16 protein-coding genes and 1 riboswitch are annotated in these 12849 nt (G+C 66.5%); of the genes, 3 read left to right on the top strand and 13 right to left on the bottom strand.

The window, feature by feature from the left end; genetic code table 11:
* Positions 1 to 131 precede the first annotated feature (131 nt).
* Together NJH59_RS08385 and NJH59_RS08380 are read left to right on the top strand one after the other, a co-directional pair.
* On the top strand, positions 132 to 677 hold the full coding sequence (locus tag NJH59_RS08385; RefSeq protein WP_043860588.1) for a hypothetical protein: 546 nt from the start codon (positions 132 to 134) through the stop codon (positions 675 to 677).
* 88 nt (positions 678 to 765) lie between these two features.
* The gene (locus tag NJH59_RS08380; RefSeq protein ID WP_043860587.1) at positions 766 to 1194 is read left to right on the top strand and encodes a RidA family protein; all 429 of its coding nucleotides are present in this window, start codon (positions 766 to 768) and stop codon (positions 1192 to 1194) included.
* A gap of 6 nt (positions 1195 to 1200) precedes the next feature.
* Here the strand turns inward: NJH59_RS08380 and NJH59_RS08375 are convergent, their stop codons facing one another.
* The 13 genes from NJH59_RS08375 to NJH59_RS08315 all read right to left on the bottom strand — a co-directional run bounded on the left by NJH59_RS08375 (position 1201) and on the right by NJH59_RS08315 (position 12018).
* Positions 1201 to 2229: a hypothetical protein gene (locus tag NJH59_RS08375; protein ID WP_058540233.1), complete on the bottom strand. Its 1029-nt coding sequence runs from the start codon at positions 2227 to 2229 to the stop codon at positions 1201 to 1203.
* Positions 2230 to 2309: 80 nt separating this feature from the next.
* A complete protein-coding gene (locus tag NJH59_RS08370) occupies positions 2310 to 4214 on the bottom strand; it encodes a M14 family metallopeptidase (protein WP_253086640.1) in 1905 nt (634 codons plus the stop codon).
* 127 nt (positions 4215 to 4341) lie between these two features.
* Positions 4342 to 5001, bottom strand: a complete 660-nt coding sequence (locus NJH59_RS08365) for a TenA family protein (protein WP_043860584.1) — start codon at positions 4999 to 5001, stop codon at positions 4342 to 4344.
* 3 nt (positions 5002 to 5004) lie between these two features.
* Positions 5005 to 5655 carry a TenA family protein gene (locus tag NJH59_RS08360; RefSeq protein WP_123753066.1) on the bottom strand — a complete coding sequence of 217 codons (651 nt, stop codon included), beginning with the start codon at positions 5653 to 5655 and terminating at the stop codon, positions 5005 to 5007.
* Positions 5656 to 5687: 32 nt separating this feature from the next.
* A riboswitch (TPP riboswitch) is annotated at positions 5688 to 5803 on the bottom strand.
* Between the two features lie 109 nt (positions 5804 to 5912).
* Complete coding sequence (gene ureG, locus NJH59_RS08355) at positions 5913 to 6539, bottom strand: urease accessory protein UreG (RefSeq protein WP_058540236.1); 627 nt, start codon at positions 6537 to 6539, stop codon at positions 5913 to 5915.
* A 10-nt stretch (positions 6540 to 6549) separates the two neighbouring features.
* The gene (locus tag NJH59_RS08350; protein WP_253086639.1) at positions 6550 to 7224 is read right to left on the bottom strand and encodes an urease accessory protein UreF; all 675 of its coding nucleotides are present in this window, start codon (positions 7222 to 7224) and stop codon (positions 6550 to 6552) included.
* Positions 7224 to 7769, bottom strand: coding sequence for a HupE/UreJ family protein (locus NJH59_RS08345; protein WP_058540237.1), 546 nt, complete (start codon positions 7767 to 7769; stop codon positions 7224 to 7226). The genes NJH59_RS08350 and NJH59_RS08345 overlap by 1 nt, the downstream gene beginning before the upstream one ends.
* Positions 7770 to 7789: 20 nt before the next feature.
* The gene (gene ureE, locus NJH59_RS08340; RefSeq protein ID WP_123753068.1) at positions 7790 to 8275 is read right to left on the bottom strand and encodes an urease accessory protein UreE; all 486 of its coding nucleotides are present in this window, start codon (positions 8273 to 8275) and stop codon (positions 7790 to 7792) included.
* A 9-nt stretch (positions 8276 to 8284) separates the two neighbouring features.
* The gene (ureC, locus tag NJH59_RS08335) at positions 8285 to 9988 is read right to left on the bottom strand and encodes an urease subunit alpha (RefSeq protein ID WP_253086638.1); all 1704 of its coding nucleotides are present in this window, start codon (positions 9986 to 9988) and stop codon (positions 8285 to 8287) included.
* Positions 9985 to 10302 (bottom strand): urease subunit beta, encoded by a 318-nt coding sequence (locus tag NJH59_RS08330; RefSeq protein WP_054914443.1) that lies wholly within the window; start codon positions 10300 to 10302, stop codon positions 9985 to 9987. The genes ureC and NJH59_RS08330 overlap by 4 nt, the downstream gene beginning before the upstream one ends.
* 18 nt (positions 10303 to 10320) lie before the next feature.
* A complete protein-coding gene (locus NJH59_RS08325; protein WP_043859641.1) occupies positions 10321 to 10623 on the bottom strand; it encodes an urease subunit gamma in 303 nt (100 codons plus the stop codon).
* 11 nt (positions 10624 to 10634) lie between these two features.
* On the bottom strand, positions 10635 to 11471 hold the full coding sequence (locus NJH59_RS08320) for an urease accessory protein UreD (RefSeq protein ID WP_253086637.1): 837 nt from the start codon (positions 11469 to 11471) through the stop codon (positions 10635 to 10637).
* A gap of 145 nt (positions 11472 to 11616) precedes the next feature.
* Entirely contained in the window at positions 11617 to 12018 is a 402-nt protein-coding gene (locus tag NJH59_RS08315) for a hypothetical protein (RefSeq protein ID WP_054914649.1), read from the bottom strand.
* A 111-nt stretch (positions 12019 to 12129) separates the two neighbouring features.
* Here NJH59_RS08315 and alkB point away from each other — a divergent pair, with 111 nt between their 5' ends.
* Positions 12130 to 12795, top strand: coding sequence for a DNA oxidative demethylase AlkB (alkB, locus tag NJH59_RS08310; protein ID WP_054914441.1), 666 nt, complete (start codon positions 12130 to 12132; stop codon positions 12793 to 12795).
* The last annotated feature ends 54 nt before the right edge of the window (positions 12796 to 12849 follow it).

Genomic DNA, 12849 nt, shown 5'->3' with positions numbered 1-12849 from the left:
CGGGCGCGCAGGATGCCCTAGCAGGCACTCTGCGGCAAGTGTCACGGCGCTTTGTGCGATGCCTCGTGAACCGCTGGCGCAGCGTGACCAACTGGTGTATCAAGGCGCCCTCCCGCCCCCATGGATGACACATGCGCCTGCTTCCACTGATCGTACTTGGCCTGCTGGCTGCCCAGCTCAGTGCCTGTTCACTGTTCATCCCGCGCGCCAAGGCCACGGTCGAACCGATTTCCCTGCAAAAGCAGCTCGACAGCAACCACAGTGTGTACACCCTGACCTTCGCGGCAGATGTGGATGTGCTCGACGCCTTCCGGGGCAAGACCAGCCAGTTGGGCACGCGCATCGAATGCTCGATCACCGAGGATGAGAACCTCGCCTATGACCACCGCATGACGTATTCGCTGATCGGTGAGATCGAACGCGATGACCGACCGCCCCGTGATGGCCTGTTCACCTCGAAACTGAGCTTTCAGAAAAAAGACCAGTACCGCGACCTGAGCGACGCAGCGGCCCTCGACATGCTGGCAAGAAAGCCGGTACTGCCATGCACCATGAAGGCGTCCGGCTTCTTTGTGGGCTACTACTATTCGAAGCCGTTCACCTTGCAGGCCAGCGACCTGATCCGACTGATCAAGGGGCCGGTGCCTTCGCAGCGCCTATTTCTCAAACACTACTGAAGAACGTGCGGCGCCCTTGAAAACAGGTGCTTGACCTCAACCTAACTTGAGGTTTTACCCTTGCGCCTCCCTTGAGTGGAGTCGCCCCATGAGCACCAGCCAACCCGCTGTATTTGCATTGTCCAACCCCGAAGGCCTGTACGACCCCAGCGCCAATGCCTATTCACACGTGGCCGAGGTCAGCACCGCCGCCAAGCTGCTGTACATCGCCGGCCAGGGGGGTGAAGACCCTGCCGGTACGCTGTCGCCCGACTTTGCCGAACAGGCGCGCCAGGCGCTGCTCAACCTGCGCACCGCGCTGGAATCCAGAGGTGCGAGCCTGGCCGATGTATTCAAGCTGACCCTGCTGATCGTGGACCATAGCGAAGCCAGGCTGGCGCTGTGGGTGGCGGCTGCCAACGCCGCCTGGGGCCAGCTCAGCAAACCGACCTGCACCCTGATACCCGTGCCGCGCCTGGCACTGGACGGCATGCAGATCGAAGTCGATGCCGTGGCGGCCCTGCCCGCCACGAGCTGATGGCCCCTAGCGCAGCGTGCACTGCGTCTGCACGATCGAGCGGTTGATGCGGTCCAGCTCGCTCTCGGCAACGACCCTGTTGTGGACGTTGAAGGCCATTTCATAGGCCTGGTTGGCAAACGCGGTGCAGTTGGGCCGTTCGAGAATCACCGCATCCATGCGCAACGCGTAGATGACCAGGGCGTCCGCCGACTGACCGGCGCGTTCGCGGTAGGCATAGCGTTGCTGGCGGGCCTGCTCGAAGTTGGCCTGCACTGCCTTTTCATAGTTGGCCTTTTGCGTGCGCTGCACAGTGGCCACCGGCACAGTGAGCAATTGATACACCGCCTGCTCGTAGGTCTTGGGGAAGCGGACTTCGTTGGTTTCGTGCAGCAACGTCTGGTTCATCACGTACAAGGTGGTGGTCGGACAGTAGTCGAAGCGCCCGCAGGCCTTGCTTGCCTTGGCTTGCAGGGCATCTGGCTGAAACCGCTGCGCCGACCAGCCCAAGGCCAGGTTGTACTGCTTGAGCGCCGTGTAATCGGCCTTCAACGCCTTGTTGAACGCCGCGAAGCACGCCGTGGTCTGCGCCGTCTGCGCATCGCCACAGCCTTTCACGCCAGAGATGTCGTCCAGCGAGTCGCCGCTGTAGTCGAGGGTCAGCGCTGGCCGTGCAGGCGTTGTCGACACCGCCACACCCTGGGTCTTGAGTGCACTGTAGCGGGCCGTCATTGCTTGCAACCTGGCACCGTCGGCTTTCTGCACGGCGGCGATTTCCAGCAGTTGCTTGACCGCGTCGAGGTCCTGGGGCTTGAGGTCCTTGTTGCCGGTCAGTGCCTCCAGCAGGTCCAGCGTGGCATTGGCATCACCGGCTTCGGAGTCCATGCGCAGCGCGCTCAAGGTCGACGCATAGCGGCTCTGTTGCACGAACTCGCCAAGGTTCATTTCTTCAAGGCTTGCGTACTTGAGCGGCTGTGCAATCTGCTGGCTCATGTCCTGGGCACACGCCAGCGAGGCGTACAGCAGGGTGATGGCAAGGGTAAGGCTGGTCTTCATGGACGTCCTGACAAGGCAACGCCACCGCAATGGTCGCGGTGGCCCACACCTGCATCGGCACGGCTGGCGCTTCCTTTAACTCAGTACACGGCCCCCACCGGGTACACGAATGCATTCACGTCATAGAAGGGCGTGCGCTGGTAAAACCAGTGCAGGCGCGCACTCGGGCTGTCGGCGAACGCCTTGTCGTCCTTGAGGCGGGCCTCGAACTCGGCCTTGAGTGCCGGGCTCTCGGCCAGCATCTTGCGCGCCATCGGCTCCATCACGTATTCCTCTGGCTCCTCCGCCGCCACCAGGGTCGCGTTGAAGAAACCCCAGGCCCAGAACGAGTCGGGGCTTTGCGGGTGCAACAGGTTGATCGCCAGCACGCCCAGCGGCTGGTCGACGTCGATCAGCACCGAACCCGCCGCAAAGGTCTGCATACGCTCCAGCGGGTTGGCCACGCCACTGACCAGCAGATGCCCTTCATAGCCCGGAATCTCGTTGGCTGCCGCACGGTCCGGCTCGAAGCCACCGGCCACCTTCACCTCATCCATGCGGTACAGCGTCACCGCCATCGCCGTGGGCTGCTCGAGGGTGCGCATGCGGATGCCATGCGCCTTGAGCCGCGCGATCACCTCGGCCCACTGCGCCGGCACCACGTACTGGCGTGGGCGCTTGACCACCAGGTCGGGCTCGGTGTTGCCAGTGACCGGCACCGTCAGCGGCTTGGGCACGTTGCTCCACACGATCGTCCTGACACCGGTGATCGGCGACTGTTCGTAGCGGTAGTCGCCCACCTTGAAATCCACCTGCTCCTCCTTGCCTGGCTTCCAGGTCAGCACCACCTCGCGCTGGGCCGCGAGCCGGGCACGGTCACTGGCAATGGCCTGCTGCAGCGAAGCGGCCTGCTCGCCGATCACCTGGAACATCGTCTTGAGCATCACGTAGTTGCCCAGCACCTGGGTCTGGTACGGGTGCAGTGCATGCTGCTCGATCAGAATCGACGGCACGTTGCGGATATCGCCGTACTGGTTGGAGAAGCGCGCCAGGTCGGTGCGGTACGGGTAGTAGCCCTGGGTCGGGTCCTGGTTGTCGTTCATGCTGATGCACTCGTGCACCACATGCCCCTCGCCCTCCAGCGCCTGGTACACCGGCGCACGCATCACCGTGTCCATCCACGCGCTGCTGGCCGGCGACCAGCCATTGCCGTTATGGCAGTACGAGCTGTCGTAGGGGTACATCGCGCCATCGGTGGAGTGGGTGTCGGCGAAGAAGCTCAGCTCGTAGGTGTTGAACACCCAGGCCACGTTGCGGATCTCGGCGCTGTCGAGCTTGGTGAAATCGCGGTTCAGGTTGAGGTTGCGCCCGTTCACGCGCCAGCCACTCTGGCGGGGGCCGTTCTGGTTGATTCGGCCATAGGCGCTGCGGCGGATATCGCCGTCCACGTTGACACTGGGGATGAACAGGATGTTGACCTTCTGCAGCAGGCCGGCCAGCGGCTTGCTGCCGGTGGTCATGTCGCGCAGCAGCATGAACATCGCGTCCTTGCCGTTGGACTCGCCGGGGTGGATACCGGCCTCGATAAAGAGCGTCGGCTTGCCCGAACGCTTGAGCGCGGCGGGTGACTTGTCGGCCTCCAGCGAGGCCACCACCAGCAGCATCGGGTGGCCCTCGGCGCTTTTCTCCGGCAGCTCGCTGAGCACGATGGCGCCATTGGCGGCGGATGCCAGTTGCTGAAGGTAATCGCGGGTTTGCGCGTAGGTGCTGGTGTCGGCAAAGCCGGTGGCTTCGGCCACGGTGGTCAGGGGATTGCCGGCGGGCGCGATATAGCGGGTACTGGTGAGGGTCTGCTCGAACATTGCCGGCAGAATGCGTTGCTTGGCGGCCTCGGGGTAGCCGCTGTCATCGATATAGGCCGGGGCGCCGGGCAAGGCCGCAAGGGCGGGCAGACTGCCGAGCAGCAGCAAGGTGGCCAGCAGTGGCTGCGGGTGCAGGTCGTTCATGATGGGTCCTTATCATGCGTAAGCAGGCAACCTTAGCTGATAAGGGGCAATGTCACCGCGATGGGATGCCGGCGAAGCGCCGCGCGAGCGGCGCTCGGTGCCAGGAGCGCCGTTGCGCCACGCCCTTCTACCGCGCCGCCAACCCCATCTGCCAGAAATCCGCCTCCAGCCGCGACGCCTGGGCAAAGATCGCCACCAGCTCGGTGAAGCGCTGCTCGGTCATGCTGCGCGCCGCCAGTTCGTCCAGGTGCAGGCGCGCTGCAGCAGCCACGCCCTGATACCCCTCCCCGGCATACTCGCCAATCCACTCGCGGTACGGATGATCACCCAGCGCCGCCACCCCGTCGGGGCTCAGCGCCCGGCCGATCTCGGCGTAGCCGATCACACAGGGCGACAGCGCCACATGCAGGTCCAGCAAGTCGCCCGCCGCGCCGCAATCGAGCACGAAGCGCGTATAGGCCACGGTGGCCTGGTGCTCCGGCGCGGCCTCGATGTCAGCCTTGGACAAGCCCCAGCGCGCGCACAGGCGTACATGCAGGTCGGTCTCGTCCAGAATCGCGGCAAGCCCCGCCTGGGCGGCACGAATGTCCGAAGGCCGGCGGCTCTTGTACGCGGCCAGCGCCCAGGCCCGCGCGAACTGGATCAGGAACAGGTAATCCTGCACCAGGTAGGTACGAAAGGCCGTTTCGGGCAAGCTGCCCTGGCCCATCTGGCGCACGAAGCTGTGGTCCACGTAACTGGCCCACTCGGTCGGTGCAGCAGCTTTCAAACGGTCGAAAATATCCATCCTTCACTCCCCCTGTGGGTACACGGCATCGAAAAACTCAAGCTCCAGCGCCACGGCACGCAAGAAGAAATCGGTGCTCAGCGCCTCTTCCTGGGGGCCCACACGGTCGAGTTCGGCGCCCAGGAACGCAACGAAGTCGGCGAAGGCCGGGTTGTCGTGCAAGGTGATCCACTCGGCGTGCACGAAGTTTTCCGGCAGCGGCCTGGGCGCCTTGAGCGCCCAGTCCAGGTACAGGCCCTCGGCCACGTTGAGCACCGCCAGCACTGCCGCATAGGATCGGGTGGCCGCCGCCTGGCGCATGATCGCCTTGAAGCCGGCCGTGGGCTGTGTGTCGGCCGGCGCGGTGCGTTGCGCCTCGCTCACGCCCAGTGCCTCAAAGGCGCGCAGGAAATAGGTGTTTTCATCGCTGGCGATCATGCCGGCGAAACGCGCCAGGCGCAGGCGCGCATCGAAGGTGTCGGCGGTGGCAATGGCCGCGCCGAGCAGGGTCAGGAAGCTGTCGATGAAGCGATGGTCCTGCACCAGGTAACGCACCATCACCGGGTCCGGCAGGCTGCCGTCGCACAGCTGGGTGACGAAACGGTGGCCGACGGCGGCCGACCAGGTGGGTTCGCTTTGTTTGCGCAGGTGTTCGGTGAAACGTGGGGCAGTCATGGAGCGGCCTCGCAGTGAGACCGGCAAAGAAGGCAGGCGCTAGATCCCATCCCTTCGCCGGCATGATCCGGATCAGGTTCGAAGGGTCACCGCGCTGCAGATGCCAGCGGTTTCTCAGCCCGTTGCCGGGGCTCCCCTTGGTGCGCACACTGTATACAACCGTGGGCTTGAAGTGTCCAGCCTGGCCGCTTCGCCGGCAAGGCCGGCTCCTACAGTCAGCGCAGGGCCCGTAGGAGCCGGCGTTGCCGGCGAAGCCTTCAACCCAGACGCGGCCTGAGCATCCCCCGCTCGACAATGAACCCGATCACCGCCTGCAAACCCTGCCCCGTCTTCAGGTTGCTGAACGTCCACGGCCGCTCGGGCCGCATGCGCCGGGTGTCCTTTTCCATCACCTCCAGCGACGCACCCACATAGGGCGCCAGGTCGATCTTGTTGATCACCAGAAAATCCGACTTGGTGATCCCCGGCCCGCCCTTGCGCGGGATCTTCTCGCCTTCGGCCACGTCGATCACGTAGATCGTCAGGTCGGCCAGCTCCGGGCTGAAGGTGGCACTCAGGTTGTCACCGCCACTCTCGACGAAGATCACTTCCAGGTTGCCGAACTTGCGCGCCAGATCCTCCACCGCCGCCAGGTTCATCGAGGCATCTTCACGGATCGCGGTATGCGGGCAGCCGCCGGTCTCCACGCCGACGATACGCTCGGGTTCGAGCGCGCCGGCTTCGGTAAGGATGCGCTGGTCTTCCTTGGTGTAGATGTCGTTGGTGACCACGGCGATCTGGTAGTCATCGCGCATGGCCTTGCACAGCGCTTCGAGCAGCGCGGTCTTGCCGGAGCCGACCGGGCCGCCGACACCGACGCGCAGGGGTTGCTGGTAGCTTTGCATGGCAGTTTCCTCAGGATCGGAACAATCGGGTGTATTGGGTTTCATGGCGGGCAGAGGCAATCGCCAGCAACGGCAGGCCGCCGCCCAGGTGTTCATCAGGTACGTCCAGCGCCCACTCCAGTACCGCAGGCAGCTCCTCGCACAACTCGCGCAGCAGGGTCTGGGCTGCCTGCTGACCGAACGGCACCAGCTTGACCCCGGCCATCACCGCCCCTTCCAGCCAGGCAAAACCATGCCCCAGGGCCAGCTCACGCAGCGGGATCTGCCAGTGCACGGCCAGCCAGGCCATGCCGCCCAGCTGGCTCAGTTCGACGCTGCTGCGCCAGGCCGGCGCCTGACACAGCTGCCAGCCATCGAGCAGGCGCGCCAGGGCCTTGCCACGCTGGCGTTCCTCCAGGCGCAGCTCGGCGGTTTCGCGGTTGGCCAGCAAAAAGCTGCTCCAGTGGGCGAACGCATCGGCATCTTGCGCGCGGCACGAGCTGTACAGCCGTTGCAGCAGCGGCCAGTCGAGGTGGCCGAGGGTGTCGTGCAACTGCTCGCGCTGCCAGGCGCCAAAGCCGTCGGCCCCGGTCACCCAGCCCGCCTCCACCGCCCACTCCAACCCCTGGGAATAGGTGAAGCCCCCCACCGGCAGGTTGGCGCTGACCAGTTGCAGCAGGCGCAGCAACTGCAGGTTGGCGCTCATCAGCCGGCCAGCACCAGGGCGGCACCGGCCAGCAGGCCGCCGCCACAGGCCTTCTGCAGCCCGGGGTGACGGCGCAACAGGCGTCCGGCGCCATAGCCTGCCAGCAGCAACAGGCCGCTGACCGCGACAAAGCCTGCGCTGAACACCCAGAACGCGCCCGGGCTGGCTTCGACGCCGTGGGCCCAGCCGTGAAACAGCGCGAACACCGGCATGACCAGCGCCAGCAGCACCTGGCGGCTGGGCAGCAGCAGCGCCGCGGCGGCCACCAGCAGCGAGCCGATGATCATGCTCTCCATGCCGATCACGCCCCCGAACAGATGGCCCATCAGCGCGCCGCCGAACATCGCCGCCAGCGTGGCCAGCGGCAGCGCCAGGGTGCGCCCGGTCAGGGCGGCCAGCACCCCGGTGCCCAGCAGCATCAGCAGGTGGTCAAGCCCGGTGAGCGGGTGCAGCAACCCGTCCTGCAGGGGGTTGCTGTCGTGGCCGGGGTGGGCGAACGCAGGGACGGCGATCAGCAGCAAGGCAAACGCGAGGGTCTTTTTCATCGTGCAACTCCATGTCGAAATCAGTGGGCGTGGCCAGGCACGCGAACAAAGGGGTGATCGTTGTGGCTGTGGCTGTGCGGCGCGCTCTGGTAGGCGCCGGCCTCGGGCTCGAACGGCGCCTGTTCCACCGCCACCTCAAGGCCGAAGCCACGCACCATGTCGTCCAGCACATGGTCGTGCTGGTACCGCACGAAATCGCGCTCGATCTGCAACGGCACATGCCGATTGCCCAGGTGATAGGCGGCGCGGGCCAGCGCCAGCGGGTCGGCGCAGCGCACCGTCGAAACCTGCTCCGGCGCCGCCAGCACGCGAATCACCTCACGCCCCTGGGCGTCGGCCAGCAGCTCGCCGCCGCGAATCAGCTGGCCGCGTTCGAGCATCAGCCCGGCCTCGCGCCCGTCATCCAGGGTGATGCGCACGCGGCTCTTGATGCGCGTATCCAGGCTCAGGGTGGCAGTGGCGCCGATGTGTGCGGCCTGGTTCAGGCGTTGCGTCAACAGGATCATGCTCGCTCCTCAAAACAGAAAATAACGCTGCGCCATCGGCAGCACGCTGGCCGGTTCGCACACCAGCAGCTCGCCGTCGGCGCGTACCTCATAGGTTTGTGAATCCACTTCGATGGTGGGCATCAGCCCGTTGTGCAGCATGTCGGCCTTGCGCACCGTGCGACAGCCCCGGGCCACGCCGATCAGGCTGCGCAGGCGCAGTTCATGGTGAACGCCACGCTCCACCGCGGCCTGGGACAGGAACGTCATGCGCGTGGCGTTGCGCGCCTGGCCCAGGGCGCCGAACATCGGCCGGTAGTGCACCGGCTGCGGCGTGGGGATCGAGCCGTTGATGTCGCCCATCGGCGCCATCACGATCATCCCGCCCTTGAGCACCAGTGCGGGCTTGACCCCGAAGAACGCCGGCGACCACAGCACCAGGTCGGCCAGCTTGCCGGCCTCCAGCGAACCGACTTCATGGGCGATGCCATGGGTCAGCGCCGGGTTGATGGTGTACTTGGCGATGTAGCGCTTGACCCGGAAGTTGTCGCTGCGCGCGGTGTCAGGCGCCAGCGGGCCGCGGCGCAGTTTCATCTGGTGCGCCACCTGCCAGGTGCGCAGCACCACCTCGCCCACCCGGCCCATGGCCTGGGAGTCGGACGAGGTCATCGAGAACGCGCCGATGTCGTGCAGGATGTCTTCGGCGGCAATCGTCTCGCGGCGGATGCGCGACTCGGCGAAGGCCACGTCCTCGGGGATGCTGGTGTCCAGGTGGTGGCACACCATCAGCATGTCCAGGTGCTCGTCCGCGGTGTTGACGGTGTACGGCAGGGTCGGGTTGGTGGAGGACGGCAGCACGTTGGCGTAGCCCGCCGCACGGATGATGTCCGGCGCATGCCCGCCGCCCGCACCCTCGGTATGGAAGGTGTGGATGGTGCGGTCGCCGATGGCGGCCAGGGTGTCTTCGATGCAGCCGCTTTCGTTGAGGGTGTCACTGTGCAGCGCCACCTGCACGTCCATCGCCTCGGCCACGCCCAGGCAACAGTCGATGGCCGCCGGGGTCGAGCCCCAGTCTTCGTGCAGCTTGAGCCCCACCGCCCCGGCCTCGATCTGCTCGCGCAGGGCCTGGGGCTGCGAGGCATTGCCCTTGCCCAGCAGGCCGATGTTGATCGGCAGTTCGTCGGCGGCCTGGAGCATGCGCGCCAGGTACCAGGTGCCCGAGGTGCAGGTGGTGGCGTTGGTGCCGGTGGCCGGCCCGGTGCCGCCGCCGATGAAGGTGGTGATGCCCGACACCAGCGCCTCGTCGACCTGCTGCGGGCAGATGAAGTGAATGTGCGAGTCGATGCCGCCGGCGGTGACGATCTTGCCCTCGGCGGCGATCACCTCGGTGCCCGGCCCCACCGCCAGGGTCACGCCGGGCTGCACGTCGGGGTTGCCGGCCTTGCCGATGCCGAAGATGCGCCCGTTCTTCACGCCGATATCGGCCTTGACGATGCCCCAGTGGTCGATGATCAGGGCGTTGGTCAGCACCAGGTCCATGGCCTCGGCGGCCAGCATCTGGCCCTGGCCCATGCCGTCGCGGATCACCTTGCCGCCGCCGAACTTGACCTCTTCACCGTAGACTGTGAAGTCCTGCTCGACCTCCACCCACAGCTCGGTGTCGGCCAGGCGCACGCGGTCGCCCACGGTGGGGCCGAACATGTCGGCATAGGCACGCCGGGAAATACGGCTCATGCCACGGCCTCCAGCTTGCCCATCACCCGGCCCTGGAAGCCATACACCTCGCGCTTGCCGGCATAGGCCACCAGGTTGACGGTGCGCGCCTGGCCGGGTTCGAAGCGCACGGCAGTGCCGGCGGCGATGTCCAGGCGAAAGCCGCGGGTGGCCTCGCGCTCGAACACCAGAAAGGCGTTGACCTCGTAGAAGTGATAGTGCGAGCCGACCTGGATCGGCCGGTCGCCATGGTTGGCCACGCTGACGCTGATCGTGGCGCGACCGGCGTTGAGTTCGATGTCGCCGTCGGCGACCTGGATTTCTCCGGGAATCATGGGCTGCTCCTGGGCAGGTCAGACGATAGGGTCGTGGACGGTGACCAGCTTGGTCCCGTCGGGAAAGGTCGCTTCCACCTGCACGTCGTGGATCATCTCGCTGACACCTTCCATCACCTGGTCACGCCCGAGCACTTCGCGGCCCAGGCTCATCAGCTCGGCCACCGTGCGCCCGTCGCGGGCACCTTCCATCACGCTGGCACTGATCAGCGCCACCGCCTCGGGGTAGTTGAGCTTCAGCCCACGGGCCAGGCGGCGCTCGGCGAGCAACGCGGCGGTGAACAGCAGCAGTTTGTCTTTCTCTCTCGGGGTCAGCTCCATGGTGCGGTCTCTCAAGTGGCCCAGATGCGCGGCGGGCATGGCGGCAAGCCGACGACGGTCGGTCGCAGGGCGCGCCACAGCCGCTGCAGGGTGGATTGCAGGCGTTGGTTGTCGTGGTCGAGCAGGCGCACCACCAGCAGCTGGCCAAGCAGCGTGGCGCCGGCGGGCACCGGCAGCGGGTGGATCAGTTCGCGTACCTGTTCAAGCAGTTGCTCGTTGGCCGGGGCGGCGCAGAAGGTGGCCAGCAGCGGGTGGCCGCCCAGCTTGTGCAGGTGCCCACCCTGCAGGCGCAGGCGCTCGTGCAGGCCGGGGTCGTCGAGCATGTCCACCTGCAGCCGGCTGTCCACGGCGCCATGGCTGAAGGCCTCGCCCATTACCGGGCGGCCCAGGCACAGGGTTTCCCAGGCCAGCAGGCGCGCGCCGGGGGCCAGGCTGAAATGGCTGTGCAGCGATACCCGCGCGCCGGGGAAGCAGATGCTGTCCTGGGGCAGCCACTCCAGGGCGCTGCCCTCGGCCAGGTGAAAGCGCTGGCGCAGCACCGAGGTGGGCCCGGCGCTGCGGTAGAACTTGGTGGCGCCGGGCATGGTCAGCAGCGCATGGCTGCCCGGCTCCAGGTGCAGGTTCAGGGCCAGGCGATCACCCCCCACCACCCCGCCCGGGGGGTGCAGCACATACACATGGCAAGGGGCGCCTTCGGGGTAGAACGGGCGTTGCACCAGAAGTGGGCCGAAATGCTGGCGTGCACCAATTCGGGTCCGCCCCTGACCTGCGACGAAGCGCAGGTTCAGTTCGGCGTTCCAGCCGGCCGGATCAACCGGCGCGGGGATAAATCGTTGAGCTAGCGTCATGCACGGCGGCCCTGGGCAATGGAGTGGCGACACGGCAAGGCCGGTGTCTGACCAATCGATCAGCTATCGATGCCTGGGGCAATGCAGGTTGCGAGCCAATGTTGTGCATTGGCGTGGTCACGGCGTAGGAAACGCCCTGCGATGGTTACTGCTGGCCAAACAGGTCATGGGCGTCGAGCAGCCGGTAGGCGATCTCGGGACGTTTTTCGAGGGCGCGGCGGATGGCCGCCGGTATGCTCTGGCGGGTCTTGCGGCACAACCCTGGCGGGCCCTCGACCTCGATACGGATACCGCGCATGGTGCGCACTTCATTGGGGCCGGGGGCGATGTGCACCTGGATGCCAAGCTGATCGAACAGGCGGCGCTGCAGGTGTTCGAGGTCGGGCAGGCTCTGCAGGTTTTCCAGGCGTTGGAGCAGGCGGTTTTCTTCCTGGCGGGTCAGGCGCAGAATGCGCAGGTCGGCGCCCGGCGTTTCGAGCAGGCGTTCGCGCTCGCAGATGCAGGCACCGGGTGGGCAGGGTTGGCGCAGCGGTATGATGGGCTCCATGAGGCCCAAGCATAGTCACCGGCCCCTGCGCCGGCAACGCCGGCTCCTGCCCGGTTTGCGTCGCCTGCAGGCGCCGGCGTTGCCGGCGAAGGCGTCACTGGAGATCCTTGCATGAAACAACCCGAACTCGACCTGTTCGGCCCACCCGCCCTCGGCGCCCCCGAATGGATCGGCAAGCAGACGCTGCTGCTGCCAGGCTTTGCCCTGGACCTCGTCGAGCCCCTGCTGCCGGCCCTGCGCACGGTGCTGCGCGCCGCACCGTTTCGCAACCAGCTCACCCCCGGCGGGCGCACCATCGAAGTGGCGGTCACCAATTGCGGGCCGCTGGGCTGGGTCAGCGACCGCCTGGGCTACCGCTACAGCCCCTTCGACCCGCTCACCGGCAAGCCCTGGCCTGCCCTGCCCACGCTGCTCGCCGAGCTGGCCGCTGCCGCCGCAGAGGCCGCCGGCTTCGCCCATTTCAGGCCCGACGCCTGCCTGATCAACCACTACCAGCCCGGCAACCGCCTGACCCTGCACCAGGACCGCAACGAACGCGACTTCAGCCAGCCCATCGTGTCGATCTCGCTGGGCCTGCCGGCGGTGTTCCTGTTCGGCGGGCACACCCGCAGCGAGCCCACCCGCAAGGTCGGCCTGCAGCACGGCGACGTGATGGTCTGGGGCGGCGAGGATCGCCTGCGCTTTCACGGGGTCAACCCGCTCAAGGACGGCGAGCACCCACTGCTGGGCGCCCGCCGCATCAACCTGACCCTGCGCAAGGCCGGTCAACCCGATTGAACTCCCGCCGGTCTGCGCCCCTCCCACTTCATAGGGTTTGTATGAACGATGGAG

Source organism: Pseudomonas sp. VE 267-6A (assembly GCF_024126555.1).
Lineage (GTDB): Bacteria > Pseudomonadota > Gammaproteobacteria > Pseudomonadales > Pseudomonadaceae > Aquipseudomonas > Aquipseudomonas palmensis.
Note: the sequence above shows the minus strand (reverse complement) of the source record. Positions and strands in the feature narration are given on the sequence as shown.

Bases quoted from the DNA above. Each gene is read 5' to 3' on its own strand.
- NJH59_RS08385 (WP_043860588.1), top strand. From the start codon at position 132: ATGCGCCTGCTTCCACTGATCGTACTTGGCCTGCTGGCTGCCCAGCTC.
- NJH59_RS08380 (WP_043860587.1), top strand. From the start codon at position 766: ATGAGCACCAGCCAACCCGCTGTATTTGCATTGTCCAACCCCGAAGGC.
- NJH59_RS08375 (WP_058540233.1), bottom strand. From the start codon at position 2,229: ATGAAGACCAGCCTTACCCTTGCCATCACCCTGCTGTACGCCTCGCTG.
- NJH59_RS08370 (WP_253086640.1), bottom strand. From the start codon at position 4,214: ATGAACGACCTGCACCCGCAGCCACTGCTGGCCACCTTGCTGCTGCTC.
- NJH59_RS08365 (WP_043860584.1), bottom strand. From the start codon at position 5,001: ATGGATATTTTCGACCGTTTGAAAGCTGCTGCACCGACCGAGTGGGCC.
- NJH59_RS08360 (WP_123753066.1), bottom strand. From the start codon at position 5,655: ATGACTGCCCCACGTTTCACCGAACACCTGCGCAAACAAAGCGAACCC.
- ureG (WP_058540236.1), bottom strand. From the start codon at position 6,539: ATGCAAAGCTACCAGCAACCCCTGCGCGTCGGTGTCGGCGGCCCGGTC.
- NJH59_RS08350 (WP_253086639.1), bottom strand. From the start codon at position 7,224: ATGAGCGCCAACCTGCAGTTGCTGCGCCTGCTGCAACTGGTCAGCGCC.
- NJH59_RS08345 (WP_058540237.1), bottom strand. From the start codon at position 7,769: ATGAAAAAGACCCTCGCGTTTGCCTTGCTGCTGATCGCCGTCCCTGCG.
- ureE (WP_123753068.1), bottom strand. From the start codon at position 8,275: ATGATCCTGTTGACGCAACGCCTGAACCAGGCCGCACACATCGGCGCC.
- ureC (WP_253086638.1), bottom strand. From the start codon at position 9,988: ATGAGCCGTATTTCCCGGCGTGCCTATGCCGACATGTTCGGCCCCACC.
- NJH59_RS08330 (WP_054914443.1), bottom strand. From the start codon at position 10,302: ATGATTCCCGGAGAAATCCAGGTCGCCGACGGCGACATCGAACTCAAC.
- NJH59_RS08325 (WP_043859641.1), bottom strand. From the start codon at position 10,623: ATGGAGCTGACCCCGAGAGAGAAAGACAAACTGCTGCTGTTCACCGCC.
- NJH59_RS08320 (WP_253086637.1), bottom strand. From the start codon at position 11,471: ATGACGCTAGCTCAACGATTTATCCCCGCGCCGGTTGATCCGGCCGGC.
- NJH59_RS08315 (WP_054914649.1), bottom strand. From the start codon at position 12,018: ATGGAGCCCATCATACCGCTGCGCCAACCCTGCCCACCCGGTGCCTGC.
- alkB (WP_054914441.1), top strand. From the start codon at position 12,130: ATGAAACAACCCGAACTCGACCTGTTCGGCCCACCCGCCCTCGGCGCC.